This window comes from Chitinophaga sp. 180180018-3, assembly GCF_037893185.1.
Taxonomy (GTDB): domain Bacteria; phylum Bacteroidota; class Bacteroidia; order Chitinophagales; family Chitinophagaceae; genus Chitinophaga.
In genome coordinates this window covers 2,890,047-2,916,485 of the sequence record NZ_CP140772.1, presented here as the reverse complement: position 1 = coordinate 2,916,485, position 26,439 = coordinate 2,890,047, and the positions used below count along the sequence as shown (strand labels likewise).

At 47.7% G+C, this 26,439-nt stretch carries 19 protein-coding genes; 5 read left to right on the top strand and 14 right to left on the bottom strand.

Features of this window, described 5'->3' with window-relative positions; translation table 11 throughout:
- Positions 1 to 79: 79 nt before the first annotated feature.
- The 5 genes from UNH61_RS11435 to UNH61_RS11415 form a co-directional block, all read right to left on the bottom strand.
- Entirely contained in the window at positions 80 to 715 is a 636-nt protein-coding gene (locus UNH61_RS11435) for a response regulator transcription factor (RefSeq protein ID WP_339071655.1), read from the bottom strand.
- 8 nt (positions 716 to 723) lie between these two features.
- Positions 724 to 1,503 (bottom strand): ATP-binding protein, encoded by a 780-nt coding sequence (locus tag UNH61_RS11430; protein ID WP_339071652.1) that lies wholly within the window; start codon positions 1,501 to 1,503, stop codon positions 724 to 726.
- Entirely contained in the window at positions 1,473 to 2,111 is a 639-nt protein-coding gene (locus UNH61_RS11425; RefSeq protein WP_339071650.1) for a hypothetical protein, read from the bottom strand. Before UNH61_RS11425 ends, UNH61_RS11430 begins: the two co-directional genes overlap by 31 nt.
- Before the next feature lie 27 nt (positions 2,112 to 2,138).
- Complete coding sequence (locus UNH61_RS11420) at positions 2,139 to 2,684, bottom strand: hypothetical protein (protein WP_339071648.1); 546 nt, start codon at positions 2,682 to 2,684, stop codon at positions 2,139 to 2,141.
- 84 nt (positions 2,685 to 2,768) lie between these two features.
- The gene (locus UNH61_RS11415; protein WP_339071645.1) at positions 2,769 to 4,970 is read right to left on the bottom strand and encodes a B12-binding domain-containing radical SAM protein; all 2,202 of its coding nucleotides are present in this window, start codon (positions 4,968 to 4,970) and stop codon (positions 2,769 to 2,771) included.
- Positions 4,971 to 5,249: 279 nt separating this feature from the next.
- Between UNH61_RS11415 and UNH61_RS11410 the strand changes: the two genes are divergently transcribed.
- The 5 genes from UNH61_RS11410 to UNH61_RS11390 all read left to right on the top strand — a co-directional run bounded on the left by UNH61_RS11410 (position 5,250) and on the right by UNH61_RS11390 (position 11,766).
- A complete protein-coding gene (locus UNH61_RS11410; RefSeq protein WP_339071643.1) occupies positions 5,250 to 6,506 on the top strand; it encodes a TlpA disulfide reductase family protein in 1,257 nt (418 codons plus the stop codon).
- Between the two features lie 80 nt (positions 6,507 to 6,586).
- On the top strand, positions 6,587 to 7,228 hold the full coding sequence (locus UNH61_RS11405; RefSeq protein WP_339071640.1) for a YceI family protein: 642 nt from the start codon (positions 6,587 to 6,589) through the stop codon (positions 7,226 to 7,228).
- 198 nt (positions 7,229 to 7,426) lie between these two features.
- Positions 7,427 to 8,398, top strand: coding sequence for a cytochrome c peroxidase (locus tag UNH61_RS11400; RefSeq protein ID WP_339071638.1), 972 nt, complete (start codon positions 7,427 to 7,429; stop codon positions 8,396 to 8,398).
- A 14-nt stretch (positions 8,399 to 8,412) separates the two neighbouring features.
- Positions 8,413 to 10,965, top strand: a complete 2,553-nt coding sequence (locus UNH61_RS11395) for a TonB-dependent receptor (RefSeq protein ID WP_339071635.1) — start codon at positions 8,413 to 8,415, stop codon at positions 10,963 to 10,965.
- A gap of 18 nt (positions 10,966 to 10,983) precedes the next feature.
- Positions 10,984 to 11,766 (top strand): DUF4397 domain-containing protein, encoded by a 783-nt coding sequence (locus UNH61_RS11390; RefSeq protein ID WP_339071634.1) that lies wholly within the window; start codon positions 10,984 to 10,986, stop codon positions 11,764 to 11,766.
- An 80-nt stretch (positions 11,767 to 11,846) separates the two neighbouring features.
- Here the strand turns inward: UNH61_RS11390 and UNH61_RS11385 are convergent, their stop codons facing one another.
- From UNH61_RS11385 to UNH61_RS11345, 9 genes are all read right to left on the bottom strand, one after another.
- Positions 11,847 to 13,736 (bottom strand): TonB-dependent receptor, encoded by a 1,890-nt coding sequence (locus tag UNH61_RS11385; protein WP_339071633.1) that lies wholly within the window; start codon positions 13,734 to 13,736, stop codon positions 11,847 to 11,849.
- Positions 13,737 to 13,818: 82 nt separating this feature from the next.
- Positions 13,819 to 14,037, bottom strand: coding sequence for a CDGSH iron-sulfur domain-containing protein (locus UNH61_RS11380; RefSeq protein WP_339071631.1), 219 nt, complete (start codon positions 14,035 to 14,037; stop codon positions 13,819 to 13,821).
- Between the two features lie 58 nt (positions 14,038 to 14,095).
- Positions 14,096 to 15,427: a DNA mismatch repair protein gene (locus UNH61_RS11375; protein WP_339071629.1), complete on the bottom strand. Its 1,332-nt coding sequence runs from the start codon at positions 15,425 to 15,427 to the stop codon at positions 14,096 to 14,098.
- Positions 15,424 to 16,764, bottom strand: coding sequence for a DNA mismatch repair protein (locus tag UNH61_RS11370; protein WP_339071627.1), 1,341 nt, complete (start codon positions 16,762 to 16,764; stop codon positions 15,424 to 15,426). The genes UNH61_RS11375 and UNH61_RS11370 overlap by 4 nt, the downstream gene beginning before the upstream one ends.
- A 19-nt stretch (positions 16,765 to 16,783) precedes the next feature.
- On the bottom strand, positions 16,784 to 19,084 hold the full coding sequence (locus UNH61_RS11365) for a Gldg family protein (protein WP_339070998.1): 2,301 nt from the start codon (positions 19,082 to 19,084) through the stop codon (positions 16,784 to 16,786).
- A 7-nt stretch (positions 19,085 to 19,091) separates the two neighbouring features.
- Complete coding sequence (locus UNH61_RS11360; protein WP_339070997.1) at positions 19,092 to 20,021, bottom strand: ABC transporter ATP-binding protein; 930 nt, start codon at positions 20,019 to 20,021, stop codon at positions 19,092 to 19,094.
- Positions 20,022 to 20,062: 41 nt separating this feature from the next.
- Positions 20,063 to 21,448, bottom strand: coding sequence for a RagB/SusD family nutrient uptake outer membrane protein (locus UNH61_RS11355; RefSeq protein WP_339070996.1), 1,386 nt, complete (start codon positions 21,446 to 21,448; stop codon positions 20,063 to 20,065).
- Positions 21,449 to 21,466: 18 nt separating this feature from the next.
- The gene (locus UNH61_RS11350) at positions 21,467 to 25,003 is read right to left on the bottom strand and encodes a SusC/RagA family TonB-linked outer membrane protein (RefSeq protein ID WP_339070995.1); all 3,537 of its coding nucleotides are present in this window, start codon (positions 25,001 to 25,003) and stop codon (positions 21,467 to 21,469) included.
- Positions 25,004 to 25,213: 210 nt separating this feature from the next.
- The gene (locus UNH61_RS11345) at positions 25,214 to 26,431 is read right to left on the bottom strand and encodes a FecR domain-containing protein (protein WP_339070994.1); all 1,218 of its coding nucleotides are present in this window, start codon (positions 26,429 to 26,431) and stop codon (positions 25,214 to 25,216) included.
- Positions 26,432 to 26,439 lie beyond the last annotated feature (8 nt).

Below are 26,439 nucleotides of genomic sequence, written 5' to 3'. Positions count from 1 at the left end.
CGCAGATTGTAGCGAATATGATCTCCGCGTTTACAATCTTCGCTGGCATTCTTAATTCTTCATTCCCTATTCCTAATTCTCACAAGGTGATGAGTTGCCGTCGCAACGCCTCCAGCACCATCCCTGTTCTGCTCTGCACATTCAGCTTATTAAACAGTATTTCCCTGTATCCGTCTACCGTTCGTTCAGTGACATTCATTTTAACAGCGATGGCTTTATAAGTAAGATCGCTGCAGGCAAGACTGAGAAATTCCCGTTCCCGGTCGGTCAGCGTTTGTTTCTGTTCCGACTGTACCAGCAGCCGGCGGTAGTTGACATTGGAAGCATCGTTGTAATAGGTACCGGTGTTTTGTATTTCTTTCAATGCTTTTTCCAGTTCTGCCGGATGGATGTCTTTAAGCAGGTAGGCACAGCAACCGGCTTTCAGCATTTCGATGATAGTGGCGTCGTTCTCCTTCATGGAAAGGGCCACCACTTTGATACCCGGATATTGTTTAATGACAGCTTCGGCTGTGCGCGCGCCATCCATAACGGGCATATTAACGTCCAGTAACAGAATATCCGGTAATGCCGGGAGGTTAGCTAATTTGTCGAGCATATCCTTACCATTCACTGCTTCTGCTACAATCTGAAAACCGTGAAACCCGCTGATCAATAGGCTGAGCGACTTAAGGAATAGTTGGTGGTCATCCGCAATACCAATGTTGATCTTCATAGATAAAATTATTCAAGGGGTAAAGTTATTAATACGGCCGTTCCGCCGGCAGATGTTACTTCCCAGCGGATCTCGCCACCCAGTAATTTGGTCCGATGCTGCATATTGCGTATACCCATTCCCGTGGATGACATACCAGCTTTATCGAATCCGGCGCCATCGTCGGCAATGATCAGGATCAGCTCCTGCGCGGCTTTCCTGATACTGATATCGATTACCTGTGGACGGGCATGTTTAATACAATTCTGAATTGCTTCCTGTACAATCCGGAACAGGATGATCTGCGGTTCCGATTGCAACGGCAGCCCGATCAGATCGTGGGTAAATGTTACCTTGATGAGTCTGCTGGTATTAATCCTTTCTACTTCCGCTTTCAGATTATCCAGTAAACTGAACTGGTCCAGCCATTGACGGCTGAACGATTTAGACAGCGCACGCAGATTCTGTATAGCAGTACTCAGCGTAGATTCCGCTGTTTGCAGGGTATCCGGAACTTCATTCATGTTCCGTTGGGTAACATTTATCAGCAATTTTGTACTACTCAAAAGTTGGCCTATATCATCATGTAGCTCCTGTCCGAGATGAGCGAAAGCTGCTTCCTGCATCTCAATCTGGGACCACATCAATTGTTTGTCGTAATCCTCCTTCATTAATTTAAGCTGGTGTAAATAAGCATCTTGCCTCTTTTTATAACTTATAACCGCCGCAACAACCACCAATCCCATGATGGTTACCAAGAGGGAAATAAAGATCACAGCTACAAAGAGATCCTGTTTGACCGGAAGCATACTACTCCTTTTATCAGCATAATATACAACAGGTAATTGGATAATGAGTTCAAAACAGCGAAAAAAGGCCTCGCCCTGGCGGTGTCATTTGCCAGTAACAGGTTATAAAACGCGTTTACGCTCACAGAAGCGGCGAAATAAATAAAAAAGGCAAGGGTTAACCAAAAAACAGGATGCTGGAATATAGACGCTTCACTATCCGGCGAGATGGAAAAGAAGGATAAAATGCACCAACAAATGACCAGAAAACTCTCAATGGTTATGTTTATGCCGGGAAAGGCCTGCCATCTGCCCATGACGAAACTGTAAAACAGGGATAAAAAAGCGAATATAAATATAGAGATCCCCATGATCAGCCGCCATCGGTAGTCGCGGATCCCTGCCCGGAGGATAATTGTAATCAGACTATATTCCAGCACCACAAAAACATGGTATACTACAAAAAAACCTAACTTCTTTGTGCCGATCAGCTCTACTATTATTTCTGTAAGAATGGACGCTGCCAATAGCAAACTAAGCATCCGCACCACCGGATATCTCAGGTGGAATAAACTGATAACAAAGCAGGCTACTAACAATACATAATAAGCATAAACCCATCCATTCATCAGCACAACAGTTTAGGTGTGATTTTTTTATGATCCCAGTAATGCGTCGAGATCAACGGTTGCCAGCGGCGAACCTTGTTCCCTGAGTAACCGGAAAAGTTCTAACAGCACTCCCGGAATCGGATCTCCGTTACCACGTTCTTCGATGGCCGGATCCAGGAAGGCTGGTGTCATGTCGTTGTTGGTGGCCTTAGCCAATAATTGGTCATAACCAAGTATCTCTTTATCGGCCGTCAATCCATGCGCTACCAGGCTAATCTTGCTATCGGCATTCGGTACCGCAAAATGGAAACGAACAAATTCGCAGCCCGACTGACTGAGGATACGAAATAACGAAGCTTTACTGAAATCCACATAGAACCGTCCCTGGAAAGCAGGAGCGTACTGTGGATTGTCTACCAGCAGCTTGAAAAAATTGTTCAGCATCCCGAAAAATGCGCCCACGGTCACAGGCATCCCGGTTGTGCCCGGATCGCCGGTAAAGGGCATGTTGTAGTCCAGTTGTTGGGTATTGGGATTCAGGTAACCCTGGCTATTACAACCATAGCCAGCTAAGGACATTTGATCACTCATGATTAAGTCAGTTTAGTTTAAACAAATATTTGACTTTTTACTCATGGCTAATACCGGGATTTTCCCCGGGATACGATCAAATGTTTACAGCCTTAATAATCCCAGTTTGTACAGCGTATTTACCGGCTTATTATCCCAGAAAAGCTCAAAGTCGTCCAGACCGGCGGCTTCATAGCTTTCCTTCACTTCCTGCAGGGTATGCACCTTCGCATTGACAACCGACAGCTGTGTCAGCATCGCCGACAGCCATTGCCCCTGTTCCGGTGGTACGCTGATATTCACTTTTTCCCTTTTACCCTGGAAGGTAAAGGAAGACATTTCCCACGTACTTCCTTTCTTTGATTTGGTGATGATCTCCATGGAAGGCTGTTTGCCCAGGTATATCACTTTGGAAGTCGGTTTCTGCGTTTCCGGCTCCTCCTCCGACAGAGCCATCACGATATAATCCGGCGCCACCCCTGTTTTGGGGACCTTAAACTCGAACCATTTCGATAAGGGATAATCGAGACAGGCGCCGTGCATATAGTTAAGCAACGATTTCTTCAATCCATAGCTGAACGACGCATGGTCGGCTCCCGTAGGATCTTTATGCATAATATCGTTATTTGCAAAGGCGCCGGTCGCCGTTGTTTCTTTCTGCACCTGATACTTTTCCGGCTCCAGTCCTACCGGGCTGTGGGCCGTCATGGTAAACTGGTGCCAGAAGGCCGATTGCAGGATGCCGGCCTGGAACATCTGCCTCACCATTTCCAGCGAATCGATGGTTTCCTGCGCCGTCTGCGTAGGAAATCCATACATCAGATATGCGTGTACCATAATGCCCGCCTCCGTGAAATGCCTGTTCACGCGGGCCACCTGGGCCACCGTGATCCCCTTCTGTATCAGCCCCAGTAACCGGTCGGATGCCACTTCCAGGCCGCCCGATACGGCGATACAGCCCGATGCCTTCAGTAACAGGCACAGGTCTCTGGTGAAACTCTTTTCGAAACGGATATTCGTCCACCAGCTCACGGTGAGCTTACGCCGGATAATCTCCAGTGCCAGTGCCCGCATCAGGGCCGGCGGCGCCGCTTCGTCCACAAAATGGAACCCGTTTTGCCCTGTTTGGGCAATGATGGCTTCCATACGGTCGCACAGCAGCGAAGCCGTGATGGGCTCATATACACGTATATAATCCAGGGAGATATCGCAGAAAGTACATTTTCCCCAATAACAGCCATGCGCCATCGTGAGCTTGTTCCAGCGCCCATCGCTCCAGAGGCTGTGCATGGGATTCACTACTTCTATGGCAGAGATGTATTTGTCGAGCAGCAGATCGCCGTAATCCGGTGTTCCCAGCTGCGATTGCCTGTAATCATGTACAGCTTTATTATTCACATAGGTTACTGTCCCGTTTTCCAGCAGGAAGGTACGTTTCAGCTCCTCTGTGCTCTTCTTTCCGTCGAGGAACAGCAGCAGGTTCTCGAGCGGGGCCTCTCCGTCGTCGAGCGTGATGAAATCCACGAATTCGAAAACGCGGGCATCAGCCAGGGAGCGCAGCTCTGTATTGGGGAAGCCGCCCCCCATCGCCACCTTTACATCCGGGTAATGCGCTTTCACCCATTGCCCGCAACGCAGCGCGGCATAGAGGTTGCCGGGAAAGGGCACCGAAATGGCCACCATAACTGGTTGCAGTCGCTCCATGTGCGCTGCCAGCAGATCTGTTAATATATCATCTATATAAGTATGCTCTTCCTGTAAGGCTTCGTACAATTCATCAAAACTATTGGCAGAGCGGCTCAGGCGCTCCGCATAGCGACTAAACCCAAAGTGCGGGTCCACGCATTCCATGATCAGGTCCGACAGGTCTTCCAGGTACATCGTAGCCAGGTGCTTGGCTTTGTCCTGCATGCCCATGGAACCGAAGGCCCAGTTCAGATCGTCGAGCTGAGCGAAGCGGGAAGCCTCGGGCAGGTAATCGCGCTTGCAGATCAGGTGCGCCAGCGTGGGGTTCTTTCCCTGCAGGAACAGGATCACAGCGTCGATGGTCTGAATATAGTCGTCCTGCAACGCCAGCATGCGCGCCACATTCTCCGATACCGCTTCCGGAGGTGCTGCTGCAATATCCTCAAACAGCTTCGTCAGCCCCCGGTGCGAAAAGAGCTCCAGGGTTACTTCAATCCCCAGATCGGCCTGAAAGGAAACAATACCCTTTGTATTCAGAAAACCTTTCAGGTATGCGGTAGCCGGGTACGGCGTGTTCAGCTGCGTGAATGGTGGCGTTATTAAGAAAACAGACTTCGTCAAAAGAATGAGTAATGATGATGGTGAATGAATTGGTTCAAAACGCAAAAATAGACCATTGATTGGAATTACGAATTCGTAATTCTAATCAATAGTCTACAAAATTTATAGACTTTTATTTGGAAATAACAAATTCCCCTTCTATCTTTGTTCCACCACTACTGATAAAAGCCACCACTCCATCAGTCACCACCAGATTTATTATTAGTTACATACCCTGGTCGCCCCACCAGAACCGGGAAAGTATTGTATTGCATTATTATTCAACCAATCATATAAACCATGAAAACGCATAAGCCATTTCTTCTTACCAGCCTGTTGGTGGCAGGACTTTTCAGCAACGCTACTATTGCTGCTCCCAAAAAACCATTTGTAAAGGAAGGTATCTGGCGGGGTGTATTCACCCTGAGTGAATCGCAGGTACCGTTTAACTTTGAATTAAAGGGGAAAGATCCGGCACACGCCACATTTACGCTTATTAACGGTACGCGCCGCGACAATTTCCATGTGCAACGCCTGGGTAATGATTCTTTATTTATAAAGATGAATACCTACGACGCCGCACTGGTGGCCAAAATTGAGTCTGATGGAAAAATTACCGGGGAATACCGGAGCCTGGTTCCCAATTTCCGCGGCAATGCCCTTCCTTTCACCGCGGAATACGGCCACAGTTACCGCTTTGCGGAGCCCGGCACAGAAGCCGCACCGGCCTTCGATATCAGCGGCAAATGGGATCTGAAGATCTATAGCAAGGAACCTACTCCCAACCGCATAGGCCTGCTGAAACAACAGGGCAATAAACTCACCGGCGTGGTAATGTCTGTAGTGGGCGACAGCCGCGAACTGGAAGGCACCGTACACGGCAATGAATTCGAGCTTTCCGGCTTTACCGGACCCAGCCCGATTTATATCAAAGGGCATATCAACGACGATAAATCCCTTACCGGCGAATTAAGTCTTGGTATCTACAACAACATCAAATTCGACGGCGAAAAAAATCCCAATGCCGAACTGCCGGATCCATATAAACTGACCTACCTGAAAGAAGGATACAAAAAGCTGGACTTCACCCTGCCCGATCTGAATGGTAAAAATATTTCCCTGAGTGATGAAAAATACAAAGGCAAAGTGGTGATCGTAGAGATCATCGGCACCTGGTGTCCTAACTGTACAGACCAAACCTCTTTCCTCTCCCCCTGGTTCAATAAGAACAAGGATCGCGGCGTGGAAGCGATAGCTATTGGATTTGAACAGAAAGACGACCTGGCGTATGCACAGTATACACTGGGGAAATTAAAAGAAAAATACAACATACAATATGATATTCTTTTTGGTGGCATTGCTGATAAGAAAGTGGCGTCAGAGAAGCTTCCGGCGCTCAACCGTATGATGGCCTTTCCTACCACCATCCTGATTGACCGCAAAGGTGAAGTAAGACAGATACATACCGGTTATACCGGCGAAGTAACCGGTCAGTATTACCAGGAATACGTAGCTAAATGGAACCATGACCTGGACGAACTGATTGCGGAAAAATAATTTTAACATTAAATTCCCAATTCGATAAACACCGATCCGCCGGCCACACTTAAATTAGCACCAAATTTAAACACACACATATGCAACGATTAGCATCACTGTTATTTATCGGAGGATCCGTATTGCTGATGTCGTTCACTACACCTGCTAACGGTCACAAAAAACAACCAACCAACACTGTTGTATCCCGGAAAGCCACTGTTTTCCTGGTCGACGGGAAATCGAGCAAACTGAACTGGACAGGCAAAAAAGTGACCGGGCAACATCAGGGCACTATCAATATTGCAGACGGCAAACTGGAATTAGATGGAAACGTGCTGAAAAATGGTTCCTTCTCTCTCGATACACGCAGCATTGCTGTCACCGATATCAAAGATGAAGGCAGCAACGCCAAGTTGCTGGGACATTTGAAAAGCGAAGATTTCTTCTCTGTAGAGAAATTCCCTGCAGCTACTTTCAGCACTACCAGCATCGTTCCCAAAGGCGGCAACAACTACGAAGTAACGGGAAATCTTACTATCAAGGGAATTACCAACCCTGTTACATTCCCCGCCACTGTTAGCGTTGCCGGTAATAAGCTCACTGCCAAAGCTTCCATTAAGGTAGACCGTACCAAATATAATATCAGGTATGGCTCTAAAAGCTTCTTTGAAGGCCTGGGCGATAAAGCCATCTACGACGACTTCGACCTCGATGTAGAACTGGTGGCCGCCGCCAAATAGTACTCATTCATTATTTCAACTACCCCATTGAATAGTTCCTGCGGAGCAGCGGCAATATGGCCCTGCTCCGGGGAATGCCAATAACCATTACCTGTTTACATCTCCTTACAGTAACAAACTTTTTTGATCAACCAATACACAGGCAACATTTCCCACCAGTTGTCTCCAGGCATCTTTTGCCGACATAATTAAACCACCATGAAGTGCAGAAAAATGATTTTCATTTTCGCGGGCATGCTATGCGCAGGCATGATAGCTGCAGGATTCAGGACCAGCAAGCCCGAAGCCGGCCCTCCCTCCCGGGCGCAACTGGGAGAAAAACTATTCTTTGAAACCCTGTTGTCGAAAGATCGCAGTATTAGTTGTGCTTCCTGCCACCTCCCCCAGTTCGGATTTGCTGATACCGTTGCTTTCAGCAGAGGTATCGGCCACGCCCATACGAAAAGGAATACGCCAGGCATTACCAACCTCTCCGGCCGCCCCAGCTTTTTCTGGGACGGGCGTGCCGCTTCGCTGGAAGAACAGGCGCTGCAACCCATCATCAATCCGGATGAAATGGGGCTGACTGTTGAAGAAGCCGTACAACGACTGAATAACAATGAAAGCTACCAGCAATTATTTCAGCAGGTGTTCAATGCCCCTGCTACCAGCCAGAACCTTTGCCAGGCACTGGCTGCGTATGAACGTACACTGGAAACCGCCAATAGTCCGTACGACCGGTTCATTGCCGGCGACGACAACGCACTAACGGAACCGGCTAAACGAGGCCGCCTGCTGTTTATCGGAAAGGCCAATTGTAATAATTGTCATTCGGGAGAAGATTTTACGGCTGATCGTTTCAAAAACATCGGTCTGTATAACGGTACCACCCTGAAAGATCCCGGTCGTTTTGATGTTACGAAAGACAGCGCCCACATGGGCTTTTTCAAAGTTCCGGGACTTCGCAATGTAGCCGTCACCGCTCCGTATATGCATAACGGTATGTTCCGTACACTGAAAGAAGTCATCGCTTATTACAACGATCCGAACAAGGTAGTACACGACGGTATACATCGTGATCTGTCGCTCAGCAAGCCGCTGAATCTCAACCAGGAAGAAATGGACGAGCTGGAAGCCTTCCTGGTAGCGCTTACCGACGACCGGTTCAAAGCGGCACGTCATCAACCATAAAAATCAACCAACGCATGAAAAAAATTATACTGCCTGCATCTGCGCTGCTATTATTGTTCACTGGCACCTCGGCGCAAAACAAACGCCTCACCGATACAACCAGTTTGCTCGGAGAAGTACAGATAGTGGGCTCCCGCAGCACCAACCGTACCCGGCTGAATTCTCCCGTACCGGTAGACATTATCGATATTAAATCCATACAGGCAGCAGCGCCGCAAACCAGCATCACTCAGCTGCTGCAATACATTTCACCTTCTTTCCATTCGGTAAACGGCACCAATGCCGGAGATGCCGGTTCGGCGCTTAACCTGGCCCAGTTACGAGGTCTGGGGGTAGATCAGCTGCTGGTGCTGGTGAATGGTAAGCGCCGGCATAAAAGTGCAAACATCAACTGGGGCGGCCTGGGCAACGGCGCCACCGGCTACGACCTGAATGCCATTCCTGCCGGAGCGATTGAGCGTATTGAAATTCTGCGCGACGGAGCCGCCGCACAATACGGCTCCGACGCCATCGCCGGTGTGATCAATATCGTTTTAAAGAAACAAGCCACCGGCGTAATCGTCAGCAGCACCGGCAGTGTCAGGCGCCGCGGCGATGGCGCCACCACCCGCTCCAATATCAACTACGGCGTAAAAATCGGCGACCGTGGCGGCTACCTGAACGCCACCGTGGAATTTGCCACCCAGGGCATCGCGTTACAGCCCGGGCGCGATGATGCAGGGCTATACAATGGCCCCATCTACGGCGGAGGCGCCAATACAAGGGGATACGACAACATCTACACCAAAGAAACAGACGATGCGATCCTGAAAAGCCGGGGCATTGACCGGCACTTTTTCGATCAGCGCGGCGGAGGTTCCAACAAAGCTAAAGATGCACTGCTGTTTTTTAATACAGCCATTCCCGTTAGTGACAAGGCGGAAGTATATGCCTTCGGTGGTATCAGTCACCGGAATTCCCAGTTCACCGCGGTGTACCGCCTGCCCGGGTGGACAGAGCGCAACAACACCTCCCTGTATCCTGATGGCTTCCTGCCAGCCATGGACAACAGTATCACCGACAAATCCATTGCCGTAGGCCTGAAAGCCAGGGCCGGCGAATGGAAGCTGGATATATCCAATGTCTACGGCAAGAATGATTTTGGTAATGTGATCAGCAATTCGCTGAATGCCAGCATGGGGCTTAAAAGTCCTACCAGCTTCGATGCAGGCAGGTACAACGCTGCCCAGAACACTGCCAGTTTTGATGTGAGCCGCTATTTCGGACAGGTGCTGAAAGGCCTCAATCTCGCATTCGGCGCCCAATACCGCACAGAAACCTACCAGATCATTGCAGGAGAAGAAGCCTCTTATATTAAAGCAGACCTGCGGCCTGTTTACCGGATAGATACATCGGTGGCAGGTATCCCCTACCTGGCCGATGGCGGACTGGTAGCACTGAATGGTCTCTCGCCCGGATCCCAGATACATGCCGGCTTCCGCCCTTCCAATGAAGTGAGCGCCAATCGCGCTATCGTTGCGGGCTACATAGATGCAGAAATCAACCTTACGCCACAATGGCTCGTATCAGGAGCCGTGAGGGCGGAAAACTTCTCCGACTTCGGCAACGTTACCACAGGGAAAGTGGCCACCCGCTATACCTTTGCGCCCTGGCTGAGCATACGCGGTTCCGCCAATACCGGCTTCAGAGCACCGGACCTTGCACAGTTCTACTATACGGAAACCTCCACTACCTTTCAGCAGGGCCGCGCAGTAGATCTTGTAACAGCATCGAATAAAAGCGCCGCCACGCGGGCACTGGGCATCCCTTCGCTTACCCCCGAAAGGAGTACCGGTTATACTGCAGGCATTACCTCGCAGCCCGTACACAACGCCGAACTGAGTATAGATGCCTACCAGATCGATATCCGGAACCGCGTGGGCAATACCGGCAACTTCTCCACCACCGATCCTAACCTGCCGGCCGATGTGCGTGCATTGCTGCTGCAGACGGGTACCACGCAAACAAAATTCTTCTACAATGCCTTCAGTACACGCACCAGGGGTATTGAATTTACAGGCAGCTACAAGGTGCCTTTACGCAAAGGGAGTCTTCATATCCTCGCAGGCGGCAATTTCGTGAAGAACGAAGTAACCACCGTCAATACGCCCAAAGGGCTGGAGAAATACCGTTACGTCATATTCAGTGAAGCAGAAAAAGCCCGCGTAACCACCAATATACCACAGCAGAAGATAACGCTGCAGGCTATACTAAATCACTCCCGGTTTACATTCCTGGCGCGTACCGTTTACTTCGGCTCAGTAACCACCGCCACCGCTCAAAACGCGAACTTTCCTAAACCGGATTATTATTTCCAGAAGCTGAGCCCCATCTGGGTTACTGATCTGTCTGCCGGCTATCATATCTCAAAAGCCGTAGAAGTAACCGTTGGCGTCAACAACGTATTCAATGTACTCGGCGATTATACCGATGCGGCCATCTCCGGATTACGTAATCCCACCATAGTAGGTATGCAGAATGGCAGCGCGGGGATACAGCCGTTTGCAAGACTATATGCTCATTTCTAAGCCTTTAAAAAAATGCTCATGAAAAATAAATTACTGATCCTGAGTAGCTTCATACTGTTGACAGGCGCTGCCTGCCATAAAACCGACTACCTGGATGTGAAAGCCGGCGAACGCCCTCCGCTTTCCGCCAATATCCGCTTTGTTAATGCTCGTATAGCCGATACCGGTATACAGTTCTGGACATTCACACAACAGGTAACAACCAGCCCCGTATTACCGGGCACCGCTTCTCCTTATGTGACCGCTACCTATGGGAACGTACAAATCAATGTCACGGAGGGCAGCGGCACTTCTTACAGAATATCCCGCCAGTTCGGGAACAGCGCCACATATTCGGCCACAGGCGGGCCTAATGGCCCTATTCCCGGATACTATCATACCGTGTTTGCGGCAGCAACACGCTACGACAATTCAAAAGATACCCTGATACTGGTATACGACGATCTGACCGCCCCTCCCGCCGGTAAAGCTAAACTCCGTTTCGTACATCTCGCCTATGGTCTCCCTGCCGTTAAAGTATCGATACTGCAAAATGGCACTACTACGCCCCTCTCCAATGCTATACCTTATGGCGCCGCAAGTGGCAGCAATCTGCAGGGAGCTGCATACGACAGTGCACCTTTCACTAACGTGAACGCAGGTACGATTGCCGTGGTGATCAATACGGGAGAAAATAATACACCGGTAAACGTGGATCAGCAGGCATTAAGCCATCTCCTGCTGGAAGAAGGAAAAGTGTATACCGTTTTCATCAGAACTGGTGTAAAGGGAGTGGTTTCTGCCAGTGTGATCAGCCAGTGAGGCCTTTAGTTGGTTTTTGTCTATAAAAAAGGGCAGCAGCATTATTATGCTACTGCCCTTGCTTTATCAGGCAATATCTTTTAAAAGCTGAAAGATGCGCCAATCGTGGTCCAGCGGCCAGGCATAGGCACAGCACCAGCTTCCACATAGGTAACATCCAGCAGGTTGTTTATATCCGCAAATACCTGGTAACGGTGTTGCTTATACGCAATTTTTGCATCCAGCAGCGTATAGTCTTTATAGTTAACCCGCATGCAATAACGGGCGCCAGCCGAAATGCTGAAATGCTCCAGCAATTCCGCACGTGCATTGGCAGAGAACTGATGACGCAGGTTATTGATCACGTAACGGGATATCTTTGCAGACAGGGCATCACCTTTGAAGGAAGGCGAAAGGTAGTTATATCCGGCATTCACGCCGATGCCATTTACGGTATGCGCGCGGAAAGTGGTGGTATAACCGGCATTCAGGGAAAACCCGGTGATATCTGCACGCTGAAAGTTTTCCGCCTGCCATTTCAGTGTGGCCGGGTTCACCCCACCGCTCGTATCTTTTACATAATCGATGAAGTTGCTGACCTGGCGGTAAAATGCGGAGGCCGACCAGGAGAATTTTCCACTGAATTTACGCAGTCCGGCTTCTACAAATGCCGCCTTTTCCGGCTTCAGGTTGGCATTTCCCAGTATCCCGCCACCGTTGTAATAAAGATCAGTATACGTAGGCAGGCGTTGAGCCGTTCCGGCATTGGCATAGAGCTTCATGCCCGGTATGATGGCGAAACCAACATCAGCACCGGGAAAGAACTGCCATCCATAGGCGGAGTTGTAGTTGAGGTAACCTCCCAGTGAAAAGGTAAAGCGGCGGTCGGCGATCGATTTATATTCGCCGAAAACACCTGCATTGGTTCTGTCGTGGTTACCGAGGCTTGTGCTTTTAATATGCTCGTACCTTCCCTCCACGCCGGCGCCGAAGGTACCGATGCGGGTGGTAAATGTATTATTCCACTCTCCGTCGAGCACATGTGTATTGTGGAGGTTACGGTATTTATCCGGTTTGATATAGATGTAATCGTCTTTCGTATAGCGGTAGCTGATACGTGGACTCATCACCCAGCCTGGCTTCAGCTGTGAAGTATTGCTGACGGCCGCCAGCAGTGTTTTAACGGTTTCTTCGGAATTCAGATCTCCCGGAGAAGAATAGAAGCCGTTGGCGCCATAGTTATTATTTACGAATCCGGCCATCAGGTTGTACTGATGAAGGGAATCATTGTGAAGAGACGCCTGATAGAAAGCCCGGTAGTTGTCGTATGCCGTATTGTAGCGATAGCCGTTGCCCTGATTTCTGCCTGCAGAAAGAGACTGAGACACATTTTTTGCAACCAGTGCTCCCGTTGCGCCTAATGAATAGGCGCCATACAGCTTATCATTTTCATTTCGTTTGAAGCTGCTGCCCAGACTGGCATTCACAGTGGCGCCGCTTTCGGTAGCTTTACGGGTAACGATATTAATAGCGCCGTTTAGCGCATTGATACCATATACGCGGGCAGCTGCTCCTCTGAGCACTTCAATATGATCCACATCCGCGAGGGATATGGGCAGATTCATGATATTATGGCCGGTTTGCGGATCGGTGATTTTCACCCCGTTAATAAGGATAAGTGTCTGATCGAAAGTACCGCCATCTATCCCGATATCTGCCTGTATTCCGCCAGGACCACGTTGCCGCACGTCCAGTCCGGGTACATATGCTAACACCTCATTCAGTGAATGCACGGGCATGGCCGCTATCTGTTTCCGGGTGATGATGGTAATATTCCGGTTCACGTCCTTAACAGGCGCCGCCAGCCTGTTTTCCTGCACAATCACTTCATCAAGATGACGCGTGGTAAGGGAATCTGTCTTCTCCTGCGCCATGGCGGTGCCACAAAAGCCCAGGAAAAGCGGAAGAAGCAGCTTGTTGTTTCTGATCATTGGATGTATCTGTAGAGCCTTTAGCCTTTAGCAACCGGTGCGGATGTATTCGCTTCGGTTATTAAAGGCTAAAGACTGTTTCTTATTTTTTCGGAGGCAATGCAAAGGCGATTGCTTCGTGCTCAAAATGACCCTTATGAGATCCATCGCAGAAGGGCTTATTGGCTGATAAACCGCAGCGGCAGATGCTAACGGCTTCCCGGCCACCGAGGTCGTAAGGATTTCCGTTTTTATCAACGATTTCGAATTCACCTTCCAGTTTCAGTGAACCATTGTTATTTACTGTAATTTTTGTAGACATATAATCTTTCCCTGTTTAGCGGGCAAAAGTAGGGAAAACAATATTAAAACGTATAACTTTATTCCCGCTTACGGATCAGCCCTATCAATCCTTCGTTTTCAATAATGATCATCCCGTGGCGATCTGCGGTGATACCCGCTTTCAACTGATAGGTGTACCTGGGAATGTTGCCCTCCATGATGGTTGGCAGGTATAGAAACTGGTAGCTGCCACCCTGTTCTTTCAGGGCTTCCCCTACCTCGATAATATGTGAGGAAATAATAAAAAAGCAATTGGTATGCGCTGAAAAAGCAGCTGTAATCGCCAGTGTGGCATCAAATGCATCCTTCACATTAGTGCCCTTAAATAGCTCATCGAATATTACTACCAGATCCTTTGACTGCCCCACCTGCTCCGCCACGCTTTTCACCCGCAATACTTCTGCATAAAAGTGACTATAACCATGCTCGAGGCTATCGGGTACGTTGATCGTGGAAAAAAGACCATCTTTCACGGAAAACTCCATTTTTTCTGCCGCTACCGGAAAGCCCATATGGGAAAGATAAACGGCAATACCGAACGACTTCATAAAGGTAGATTTTCCTGCCATATTCGCGCCGGTAAGAAAAGCAACGTTACTTGTTTGTTCGAATAAAATGTGATTTGATACTGGTTTTTCCAATGAGGGATGAAACAACCCATCTATGTTGATGACATTTTTATACCTGGGCAGCGCCTTTGCATAACAGAACTGCTTTGTTCGTGCCACTGTGCCTACAGAAATATATACATCCAGCTGGTAGATAATGTTTATCAGGATCTTCATTTCTTCCTGACATCCTGTTCTTAACTGGTAATCATATTGTATAAGCTTCCGCAGCGGCATCCGCGTTAAATCAACCGTGTCGTTGAGCCATTGCAGCCGATGATCATTGAAAATTCCCCGGACTTGTTCAAAGCACCCCTGGATAGGGTTATAGGCTTCCTGTTCTTCTAATTTGTAAATAAAATCCCTGAAGGCTCTCAGTAAAGCAATCGTTTTACTCACCCCGGCTATCAGCAGGTCATAGCGGGTGTCGCGTATCATCGTTTTAAGCAACCTCCCGGATACAATATTCCAGGCTGTTGCCGGTATACTACCGCTAACGCCGGAGCTAAGATAACTTTCTGCCACGCTGAATGCTTCATTACTGAACGGAAATGCTACTGCATGCCGGCCAAAGTACTGAAATATGCAGCTGCGTTCATTGATAGCCTTATCATCTGCCAGTGGATGCCGGAACATATGCTCCAGCAACTTTCTGCCGCCATCGGTAATAACGTGATCGAATATACGATAAATGGATTTGCTGTTGTACCTGCCGGAAATATTCAAATCATCGAGCGTTTGTTTGTCTGCGTAAAAACTCATGCGTTCTTATTTTTTTTGCTGATGATATCCAGGATTCCCTCGTTTTCGATAATAACCATGCCGTGCCTGTCGGTGGTAATTCCTTCGGCTAACTGATACGTATAAACGGGTCTATTATTTTCCATTTTTGTAGGAAGAAATAGAAACCGGATGTTATTGCATTGCGCTTTCAGCGCCTCTCCAGCCTCTGTTATATGAGTAGAAATTACAAAGATGCAATGCTCTCTTTCTGCAAAAGCGGCGGTCACCGCCACCGTGCCTTCATAAGCATCTTTCACATTGGTGCCCCGGAAAAGTTCATCAAAGATGAGGAACAGGCTCTTTCCTTTGGCTAGTTCCCTGGCAATTGTTTTTATCCGCAATACCTCCGTATAAAAATGGCTGCTGCCGGAAGAAAGATCATCCGGCAAATTAATGGTGGTATAAATACCTTCCCTTACGGCAAACTCCATTTTTGCAGCGGCAACAGGAAAGCCCATATGCGCCAGGAACATGGCGATACCCAACGATTTCATAAAGGTGGACTTCCCCGCCATATTAGCGCCGGTTAAAAAAATAACGTTGTTCTCCGGCGTGATATGGATACTATTGGCCACCGCATTTTTTACCAGGGGATGGTAAACACCCTCCAGCCGCATCTGATGAGTTCCCGCATCCAACGCCACCGGGAATACAAATTTCCTTTCTGTAGCTACCCGTGCCACTGTAACGTACACGTCTAAATGATAGATGAGGGATAATATCCTGCTAAGCTCATTCCTGAACCGGAACCGCAGCAACTGGTCGTATTCCGCTACTTTGGCGTAAGACAGCTTATTGCCTGCCTGCTCCTTTAATACCGGTTCCAGGGCCGGATATCGGAGGATGTTTATCATTTCCTCCATATCCGCCTGGTAAGGGTTATCGTCAGATATTGTGGCCATATGAATAAAGAACCCCTGAAGCATATGCAGCATTTCTATCAGCGATCGGATACCGTCGCTGATAGCTTTATAATTATTATCGGCCGCTATAAGATGATTGAGTTTTCTCGCCAGCGTGTTATCCTCCGGCGCTAAACGGGTCCGGTCGTCCTGCATAGCCAGGTAAACTTCTATCACATCAAACAAACCGCTTCTGAAAGGGAAACCAGCATTAACAGACTGAAAGAACCGGATCTTGCTGCTTCTACTATTGATTGCGGCCATATCCGCCAGCGGGTACCTGAACATATTTTCCAGTATAGCCGCACCGCCTTGTGTACTGGTATCGCTGAAAACAGTATACACCGAGTCAGCACCTGGTTTTCCCAGTATATTAAGATCAGTAAGGGTTTGCTTATCTGTATTAAAAATCATCTTACAAAAAATTAAAAAATTATTTCCTTTTCCTCCTGATAAGCAATATGGCGCCAAAGGCGAGCAAAAGCCCCGGCAACACCCACACATAAATGATCCGTAAAAATTTCACCTGCCCCTTTGTTAGCAACACGGCGGTATCCTCCGGCTTAGGACGGGTGCTATCGATCGGAAATTCTCCATAACTGAGCCAGCTAAACAAGGCAGTGTTGAATACAAAATTCGCCGCCCTCATATTAAAACGCTGCAGCTCGGCATTCCCCATAAAATCCGCATCACCGGTTACGATGATACGCTGCTCTTTATTATTCACCTTACGCGTCAGGGCTACTGCGGTGGCAAAAGGTTTACGCTCATCTCCATTCTCCGGCGAAAAAACAACCTCCGCAGAATCGGTAACGAGATTATCTTTTTTCAGCCAGCAGGTTTTTACATTTGTTGTCAGCAATGGCTTAATCGTAAATGCACCGGTATCGGTAAAAGAAAGTGCTGTTGCACGTGGCATCGACACCATCGCACTATCATGATGGGCATGAACCAACGCAGGATAAAATGAGGCAGCGGTAGCAGTGAGATAAGGCGTTACCAGCTCAGGTTGCAGATCTTTGCTGGTTTGTACCAATATGCCATCCATCAGCTGTACTCCCAGCTGCCGTAGAAAAGGATTCAATATCGCTTGTTTGCCCGGCTCTCCTGCTACCAGCAGGTTACCGCCATTGTTAACGTATTGCTGTAACTTTTCTATATCTGTGGCGGTCAGTGCTACCTTAGGATCTGCGAGCACCAAAGCGGAGATATCCGTCGGAATTTGTTGGGTATCCAATGAGAGCGTATCTACATCAAATCCCTGGTTCAGGAGTGAATTACGAAAAGTTGTCAGGTTGGTGAGCACCTTGTATTCCCTGTCTCCCATCTTATTTATATTTCTCTCCAGATGTCCTGACAGGAAAATTATTTTCGGCATCCGCGCGTGCAGCAATCGTTTAAATGCTGCCGACACCTCCGTTTCACCCGGCCATTGCATGTTGTCGTCGAACACCCGCAGAAAAGTAGTTCTTCCTTTATATTTCAGCTGCATCACATAGCGATTCAGCTCCGGCCTCAGGTCTACAACCTTCCGTATTTCGGCGGGCGTTTTAAACTGGTCCATCGAAAGATCCTTACTATCAGCATATTGCTTCGCCACTTGTGCTAATGTTTTACCAGGATAAAACCGGAACATGCCAGGGTTGTCATAAGCCGAATCATAATATAAAACCGTTTTCAATTCAATATTATGTTTGAATCGTGTATAGGGTTCCCAACGTGCCAGATTGCGGTTGTACGAGTCAGGACTACCCAGATCCCAGTAGCGCCCCATCAGATTGTTATAAGCGGTCACTTCTAGTGGTTCATCTCCCAACTCCTTTATAATTTTCTGTGCATTGGGTGTCAGTGTTCTCGCCTTTGCACGGGTGGCATCATAATAGCCCACCAGTGAAGGAATAGAGCTGAAATAACCGATAACCAGCGTGGATACAACTACCAAAGCATATCGCCCCACTTTTATCATCGCAGGCCTGGATTCCATGCCTGCTTTTATTTTATAGATACTGAGCCCGAGAAAAAGATAAACGATAGCGAGGAAATAGATGACATCTTTTGATGTAATAAGCCCCGTCAGCATTTTTCCGGTACGACCGGAAATAGACAGGAAATAAGTCAGGTTCCGCACAAATGCAATATCCTGCCAGAGTGTGCCAACGTACGACAACAAACCGATCATCACAAATGTACATACCGCCGCCACTACCTGGTAAGTGGTCAGGCACGACATAAATAATCCAATAGCCGAGTAAGCACAAAGCAACAGGTATATTCCCAGCAGCGCACTCATCAGCATACCGGTATCAGGAGATACTACCTGGTACAGACTGGAAACAATAAAGATAGCCAGAATCCCCACCAGCAAAAGACTGTAGATCATCATGGCCAGAAATTTCCCCAACACAATTTCTCTTACCCGGATCGGCGAAGAATACAACAGCCTGATGGTACCACTGCTGATTTCCCGGCTGATCAATCCCATCGTCAACAACGGGATGTACAGGTATAAGTTGCGCAACACCACTCCGAATAATCCCTGGTTACTCAGAAAAACATATTCTATCACGCTGCCAAAAAACTTTCCACCGGCATCCTGTTCCCGTGTTATTGCTTCCAGTACACCCAGGTATATTACGCCACATTGGATGAGGAATACAATCATTAAAAACCATGCAATGGGTGAGTAAAACAGGGTACGTAACTCTGTTTTGGCTATTCTTAATATCGTCTTCATTAATCGGTTATTGTTTTGATGATGGATGGGATAACTGCTTAAATATTTCGTCGAGCGCACTTTTATCAAGACTGATTTCCCGAAGCCGCCAGCCGTTATGTACAGATGCTGCAACAATCCTTTCGGCAATGTCCTGTTCACCGGAAAAATAAATGCGCAGCTGTCTTTCAGTAAGAAAATCTACTTTGGTGACGCCGTTGATTTTCACCAGCTCCGCTTCCACCGGCGGGTTCTCCAGGTGTACCAGCACGCTGTGTGGCTCCACGTAGTTATTGAAGGTTTCCATCGTATCTGAGAAAACAATCCTTCCATTTTCGATCATCCTGATTTCTTTACAGAGTATCTGTACTTCGGAAAGAATATGCGAAGAAAAAATAACGGCTCTGTCGCGGGCAATATCTTTGATCAGCGACCGTACCTCTATGATCTGATTAGGATCCAGGCCGTTGGTAGGTTCATCCAGCACTACCAGCCTGGGGCGGTGTACAATCGCCTGCGCGATGCCTACGCGCTGCCGGTAACCTCCTGAGAGGTTCCGGATCAGCCTTTTACTAAAATGATCAATACCACAACGTTCTTTCGCTTCCTTTATAGCGGGTTTCATATTGTCTTTTGGCAGGTGCCGCAGACCGGCGCAATAATGGAGGTATTCGTCTACCGTCAGATCCATGTATAGCGGAGGATTCTGCGGGAGAAAGCCGATTTCTCTTTTTGCCTGCTGCGGATGTTCTTTCGTGTTAATGCCATTGATGTAAACATCGCCTTCTGTCTGGTTCAGCGCCCCACATACAATATTCATGGTGGTAGATTTTCCTGCACCGTTTGAGCCGAGCAACCCTACAATACCTGTTGGACTAATCTCCATGTTAATATCGCGGATGGCCCAGGAGGTACTGTATCTGTGGGATAACTTTTCAATTCTGACAATACTTTCCATTTATTTTATAATTTTTTTGGTAGATGTAAACCTGTCTTTTACTATGGGTTTTGTTCTATTTCCGGATTCTGGGCAATGAGAATATTGGCTAGTGGAAATACATAGTTATTGCTGTTAGGCGTCAGCGTATAGGTGTTACCGTTAAATGCCCGGCTGACAGTTTTAGCGAACTGCGGATCTTTATTCAGCCGGCGCTGATCGAACCATCGCAGGCCTGAGCCAAAGAATTCACGGCGGCGTTCATCCACTACCAGCTGCAATGCTTCCGCTGCTGTGGCGGCGCTAATGTCCGCATAATCCGCGGGCAGGAAACGTAACTTGCGGAGTGTATTAAGCATATTTACAGCTTCGTCTTTTTTACCTGCGCGGGCAAGGCATTCTGCTTTTATCAGCCAGGTTTCATTTACAGAGAGGCCTACTGCCGACTTATCCGGCGAACCGGAATAATTCTCGCGCGACCAGAAACCCTGGCCTGTAAATGCAGGCCGGAAAGAATTACCGGATCTCACAAAAAGCCGATAGCGCAAATCTTTGGTACCCAGCAGATCGAGCATCGCCTGACTTAACTGCGGCGCGCCAAAGGTGATGCGGGGAACTTTCCGCAACAGGATCTGCTTATCTTCAAACTGGGAAGGGAAAATAAAATTCCCCCCGTTAAAAGCGATGTTATAGTCGTACAGCGTGCCGGATAAGTCCAGCGTGCTATCGGCAAAAGCAGCGGCATTAGCGAAATCCCGCATATTGAGATATACTTTGGACAACAATGCATAAGCCGATGCCTTATTCGGTCTGAAATTTATGTCCTGTTTAACCGGCAGGATCGGAATAGCAACCCTGATATCCTTCAATACCTGCTCATACACCTGTTTTACCGATGGTCTTTTTAAGTTCACGAAAAGCGCAGCTTTGAGCATTAAAGGCACTCCCAGGTCTGTTTCAGCAGTGGCAGCATCATACTGCTTTCCATACAGGTTAACCAGGCTAAAATAAGTGAAGGCCCTATGCATCAGCGCTTCCGATAAGATCGTTTGCTTTAACAACTGGTCTCCTCCTTTGCTGTCCATTACACCATCTATTACTACGTTATAGGTATACATGGCAGCATAGAGCACATTCCAGTCGTTGTCCTGATTAAGATCCGTGTAAAAGGGTTTATGCCAGGTATAAATGGCCGACTGCACCACATTCGTTTTAAAATTATTCTGGATCTCCGGAGCAATCAGATCCACATCATCGGAGCTCATCAATGGAGCCAGTCCAAATGCCACTTCCTGCCTGTCGCCGCTGGCATTCATCAGCGCGCGGTAATCATCTGTATATACCAACACCCGCTGACCCTGTATGGGCACGTCTTCCACGTATTTACGGCAGGAAGTTATACCAACAGTAACTAATAAAAAAGCAACAACTATTTTATATGGACGCATACTTTGTAGTTTAATGATTTAGAAACTCAGTGCCACTCTGAAAGAGTAATTGGTTAACGGAGGAAGCTGATAGTTGTTCCCGGTAACGTAGAGATAATCAGGATCAAGCTTTTCTTTATTCGCTGCCCAGATCATACCCAGGTTGCGGGCCAGCGCGGAAACGGTTACGCTCTTCAGACCGGCCTTACCCAGTAAGGCAGCAGGAATAGTATATGACAACATTACCTGTTGCAATTTGATATTACTGCGACTTCTTACCAGTAAATCTGATTCCCTGTATCGTGCACTGCTGGTGTAGAAATTAGTATTGGCCCCAAATGCCAACCCCGGCACATTGGTAAAAGCCTCATCGCCCGGCTTTCTCCAACGATTGGCCAGGTCACCGTTTCTTCCTGCAAAAAGATTATTACTATATCCCAGGTCCTGGAGGGATGGCTTCAGGAAAACACCGCCAAAAGCGCACTGGAACTGTACATTGAGGTCAAAGCCCTTGTATTGTACAGAATGGCTGAAACTTCCAAACCAGGGAGAGGTAGTCCGGCCGGCATACACACGCGCATTTTCATAAGGAAACTCCGATACAGCATATTTTTTCGTGTGGTCGTTGCCGTTATAAATCAACGCCTGACCAGTATTATCCAGTCCTGCCCAGGCATAGGTAAACAGGTAATCGGTTGGATAACCTGAATAAAGCATCTCTGGCGCAAAATAGGTAGTAGGCCTTTCGAAACGTATGTCTTTGATGATATTCGTGTTGTAAGACATATTGATAGTGGCCGTCCATTTCCAGTTCCGGCTCCAGACAGGCACTACATTGATTCCCAGGTCTACCCCATGGCCTTCCAGGTTAGCGGTATTGAATAAGGTAGATGTAAAACCATAAGTACCATTAATCGGCAATTGCCAGATGATATCTGTCGTATGCTTTTTATAATATTCCGCAGACCCGAACAGCCTGTTTTTAAAGAAAGAAAAATCGAGGCCCCAGTTGATCATCCTCGTCTTTTCCCAGCCCAGGTTTGCCATTGCCGGTTTGTCAATAATACCATATGTATAGTTAGTATAGTAATCTGCGCCCAGTATATTAATAGTAGTAACGGGAGCATAGCCCTGTGGCGCATTTCCACTAAAGCCATAAGTGAAACGTGCGGACAGCTGGTCTATCCACTTAATATTGCCCAGGAACTCTTCTTTGCTGATATTCCATTTCAAACCACCGGACCACAATGGAATGGCGCGCTTACGCCGTTCAACACCCAATAAATTATAATCATCAAAACGGGCGCTTCCTGAAACCGTATATTTATTATCGAAGGTATAGGATCCGTTGGCATAGTACGACAGCGACCGGGTGGTACTTTCAGTAACCGGCCTGCTGGTGGGGCCGATCGATTGTGTTGATCCATAGATATCTTTATATCCGGTAAAAGGATTCACGCTACGGAAAGCATTGATGGACTTATCATAACCATAGCGCAACTCTCCGCTGCCTTTGCTGTAAGATTCGCGGATTTCATTACCTATCAGCACATTCAGCTGATGTCTGTTTTTCCAGTTTTTATTTACATTGATCTGTCCGCGCAGGTTATAACTTTTTCCCTGGCCATTGCTGAGATCCAGCCTGCCACCGGGAGGTACGCCATATACACGGGCGCCGGTTTGGCTAATACTGGTTGCCTTATTCACCAACATCCTGGCGTCGTAGCTATCTGGCTCCCAATACTGCTCGTTTTCTGTAAACATACGGCCTACATTACCGGAAATATTAACCCCTAACCAGGAAGTGATATTGCCATTCACGGCCAGATTCAATGCCACATTATTAGCGGTATTATACGTATTGGAATATTTCAACTCGTCGAGCGGTGAATAGCGGAACGGAAGATATCCTTTGCTTTCAAGGTACCTGGCGGTTGATGGAATGGTCAGCAGATCATAATAGATCGTATTGCCGGCGTCGTCTTTGAGCATATCGTACGGTCGCATACCTCCGGAACCAACGCTCATGGCCTTTACGGCGGCGTTATTGATCTTATCTCTCGTATTCCCAAAAGTCAGATCAGTAGCTATTGTAACACGGCCATTGAATAAACTGGAAGTATTACCCGCTTTCAGAGAATATCCCTTGTTGGTATTACTTCTGTAAACCCGGTCTTCTTTATAAAAATAACCTGACAAATAATAAGAACTATTTACCCCCCCACCGGAAACAGAGAGATTATATTGTTGGGTAGTGGGCGACTGGATCATGTACTTCTCCATCTGTGAGCGGTTATCCATAGCGCCCAATGCTGCCAGTTGCGCGTTCATTTGCGCTTCTGTTATTTCTCCGCGCTTCTGCCGGAAAAAGATGGCCTGCACCTGGCTGTTATTTTCCGGATAATAACTTCCGGGCGTACTACGCGGAACCGGGTCTGTATATCTTCCTTTTCCCAACAGTTCTTTTTCCAGGTCGATGTATTGCGGCACCGACATCATTTCGCCGTAACCCAGGCTGGGTCTGTTGCTGGTGCCCATGGTAGTGGAAAAGCTAAACACCGGCTTACTATTACGTGTGCCTTTCTTTGTAACCACCACAATTACACCATTGGCAGCCTGGATGCCCCAGATAGAAGCAGCAGCTGCATCTTTCAGAAAAGTAATCTGTTCTATATCGTCCGGGTTAAGCAGATCCAGTGCGCCATTGGCGATAGATACCTGGGAAGGGAATCCGTCTATTACCAGCAGCGGATCCATGCTTACTTTTGTGTATTCGCTTTTGATGGTCGACAAACCACGGATCGTTACGGAGGCGTTACGGCTTTTGCCGGCAGTGGTTCTGGTAGAAATATCCACGCCGGGTACCATGCCCTGTAACCGCTCCAGTATGCTCACCACCGGTACCTGCGCCAGCTGTTTGCCCGTGACGATGCCGAATGAGCCGGTAGCCCTTTCTTTGGGCAGCGACTGATACCCGGTATTGACCACTACCTGTACTTCGTTCAGTTTTTTCACTTCTGCGTAGAGCCGTATGGTCACCACACTCCTTCCTTCCAGCTTCAATTCTCTTCGCTGGTAGGCAATATTGGTGGCTACCAGCGTGGCATTCCGCGGTACATTTGTAAAAACGAAATCTCCCTGGATGTCTGTAACCGCCACCAGTTTGGTGTTACGTACCACCACGGTCACATCAGGTACAGGCAAACCGGTTGAATCGAGGATCTTTCCTTTCAGCAAGGGTACCACCGTAGAATCATACAACATTGTATGCTCATACTGGTAAGGTTTTTCAGCAAGAAAAATTGTTTTACTGTCGATGGAAAAAGTCAATGGCTGGTTTTTGAATACGTTCTCCAGGAAATCCTGCAGCGGGATTTCTTTAGCGTTAATGGTGACAGGAATGGCGCGTTCCATTAACCGGTCGTTGCTGAATACCACGAAGCCGGTTTGCTTGTATACTGCATCAAATATTTTTGTCAGTGGCATATCCTTCCCGGAAATAGTGACCGCCTGGGATAAAGATTTTGCGGAAACGTGCAGTAGGGACGCGAAAAGAAAGAAGGTAGTAATTCTCATAATCCGCAATATTTGGATCGGGACCGGCAATAGACATCCCTTTCGTTCTACATGAGCGATTTTTTGCATAAATTTGGTTGTGGTTTGGTTGATAAAAAATTCGTTACACCGAAATTTTAAGTTTAGCCGACTACCAGCCGGGAGCAGCTCCAACTGCTTCCGGCTTTTTTTCGACCAACCTGTTTGACAATCTGTTTTTTTAAATGATGCTTATTTTGTTACTACCAGTCTTTTGCCTTCTTCGATGTGCAAATGCACACCTGTATTGTTCAGTCCTTTGATAAGGCCCGCCAGGCTTATATTTCTGCTGATTTTTCCATAAAATTTAATATCAGGTACTTCCCCTTTGTATACGATTTCTACATCGTACCATCGTGCAATCTGTTTCATGGCATATTTCACATCCATTCCATTGAAATCAAAGAGCCCGTTTTTCCAGGCCATGATTTTGTCTATATCTGCATGGTTAATAATGGCGGGAGTTTCGGACATTTGTAATTGTTGCCCTGGCCGGAGTACAATACCATTGCGGTAAAGCGCGGAGGCATGTTCTTTCAGGGATATTACTTTCACAGCACCTTCCAGCAGGGTGGTATGCTGCATTTCTTCATTCCCGTAAGCGTTTACATTAAAATGGGTGCCCAGTACTTCGATACGTGCATTATTCAACACGGTTACCTCAAATGGCATACGGGTATCCGGAGCCACTTCAAAATAAACTTCCCCGGTGATCTCCACATTCCGGTGCTTACCATCAAATACAGTGGGATAGCGAATAGAACTGGCAGCATTCAACCACACCTGTGTACCATCCGGCAAGCTTAACCGGAACTGGCGACCATTTGGGGTCGTAATAATATTGTAGGCAATCTCCTTGCTTTTGCTTTTGTCCGGGTCGTATACCAGTGCGCCATTGTCCAGTACAATCCTGGCGCCGTTCTGCGTGGCAACCACTCCGTTCGACAGGCTATCCAGTGCGATGGTGGAGCCATCAGATAATTTCAATATGGCGCCGTTTTTTCCCGGTGCAATGTCACTTACCGGAACATGATGCGCTATGCCGGGAGAATGTTGTTGTTGAGTATGGAACCAGTAACCAGCCACAACAATGAATATAACAGCCACTGCAGCAGCCATCCATTTCCATGGCTGCAGGAAATAAACACGTTTGGGGGATGCCGGTGGTTCCTTAGGTGCATGGTTAGCCAGGAAACGTTCCAGCGCTTCGTTTTCATTATACCGGGCGATCTGCTTTACACCTGCCTGCTGGATTTCCGTATTATTAATGTCTTCCCATAATTGGCGACGTTGTTCACTACCGGCTATCCAGGCATGTAACTGCGAAGATTCTTCTGCAGTCAAAGTTCCCTTTAAATGCTTGCTGAGAAGCCCCGCTATATAAAGGGCATCGGATGTTGGTTCCTCCATAATAGCAC